The 1852-nt window shown below is 68.1% G+C and carries 1 protein-coding gene; it reads left to right on the plus strand.

The genetic code is table 11. The features are described 5' to 3' along the window. Positions 1–148 precede the first annotated feature (148 nt). A partial coding sequence (locus AC30N0_RS03480; protein ID WP_489516544.1) for a molybdopterin-dependent oxidoreductase occupies positions 149–1852 on the plus strand: 1704 nt, incomplete at its 3' end.

Below are 1852 nucleotides of genomic sequence, written 5' to 3' on the forward strand. Positions count from 1 at the left end.
ATGTACGGCTTCGCCGTCTTCTACGCCCTTTGCCTGGTCCTGAACTGGTGGTTCTACCTGCGCCCGAACGCCTACGTGAAGAACCCCTGACAGCCCGCATGACACACCACGAGCAGGCCGCGCGCCGCACCGCTCCGGAGACCGCCCCATGAGCCACTTCCTCGACCGCCTCACCTACTTTTCGAGTCCGCGCGAGAACTTCTCCGGCGACCACGGCGTCACCACCGGCGAGGACCGCACCTGGGAAGACGCCTACCGCAACCGCTGGGCCCACGACCGGGTCGTGCGCTCGACGCACGGCGTCAACTGCACCGGCTCGTGCTCGTGGAAGATCTACGTCAAGGGCGGCATCGTCACCTGGGAAACGCAGCAGACCGACTACCCGCGCACGCGCTGGGACATGCCCAACCACGAGCCGCGCGGATGCGCCCGCGGCGCGAGCTACAGCTGGTACCTGTACAGCGCCAACCGGGTCAAGTACCCGATGGTGCGCGGCCGGCTGCTGAAGAGCTGGCGCGAGGCGCGCCTGATCCACGAGCCGGTCGAGGCCTGGGCCTCGATCGTCGAGGACGACGCCAAGCGACGCGACTACCAGCAGATCCGCGGCCTGGGCGGCTTCGTGCGCTCGGAGTGGAACGAGGTCAACGAGATCATCGCCGCCGCCAACGTCTACACGATCAAGAAGCACGGGCCGGACCGGGTCATCGGCTTCTCGCCGATTCCGGCGATGAGCATGGTCAGCTACGCGGCGGGCTCGCGCTACCTGAGCCTGATCGGGGCCGTATGCATGAGCTTCTACGACTGGTACTGCGACCTGCCGCCGGCGAGCCCGCAGGTGTGGGGCGAGCAGACCGACGTGCCCGAATCCGCCGAGTGGTTCAACTCCAGCTTCATCATCGCCTGGGGTTCGAACGTGCCGCAGACGCGCACGCCCGACGCCCATTTCTTCACCGAGGCTCGCTACAAGGGAACGAAGACGGTGGCGGTGACGCCCGACTACTCCGAGGTCGCCAAGCTGGCCGACATCTGGATGAACCCCAAGCAGGGCACCGACGCCGCCGTGGCCATGGCCATGGGTCACGTCATCCTGAAGGAGTTCTACTTCCCGGGCGCCGGACGTGAGCGGAGCGCCTACTTCGACGACTACGTACGCTGCTACACCGACATGCCGATGCTGGTGATGCTGAAGGAGCACACGCTGCCCGACGGGCGGACGATCACGGTGCCCGACCGCTACGTGCGCGCCTCCGACTTCGACGGCGACCTCGGCCAGGCCAACAACCCGGACTGGAAGACGGTCGCCCTCGACCCGCTCGGCAAGGTGGTGCTGCCGCACGGCGCGATCGGCTTCCGCTGGGGCCCCGACGGGCGCACCGACGCCGGCCAGTGGAACCTCGAGGCCCGCGAAGCGCGCCACGGCCAGGAGGTCAGGCTGACGCTGTCGCTGCTCGAGGGCGAGTTCCCGAGCACCGAGACGGCGCAGGTCGGCTTTCCCTACTTCGGCGGCATCGTCAGCGAGCACTTCCCGAACAACGAGCAGACCGACGTTCTCGTCCGCACGGTGCCGGTCCAGCGCATCGCGCTCGGCAAGAACGGCGCGAAGCGCGAGGTGCTGGTGGCGACGGTGTTCGACCTGCAGGTGGCGAACTACGGCGTCGCGCGCGGCCTGGCCGGCGAGCTCGCGGCGCAGGACTTCGACGACGACACGCCTTACACGCCGGCCTGGCAGGAGCGCATCACCGGCACGCCGCGGGCGCAGCTCATCAGCGTCGCGCGCCAGTTCGCCGAGAACGCGCACAAGACGCACGGCAAGTCGATGGTGATCATCGGTGCGGCGATGAACCACTGGTAC

The organism is Rhizobacter sp. (assembly GCF_031412495.1).
Lineage (GTDB): Bacteria > Pseudomonadota > Gammaproteobacteria > Burkholderiales > Burkholderiaceae_C > Schlegelella_A.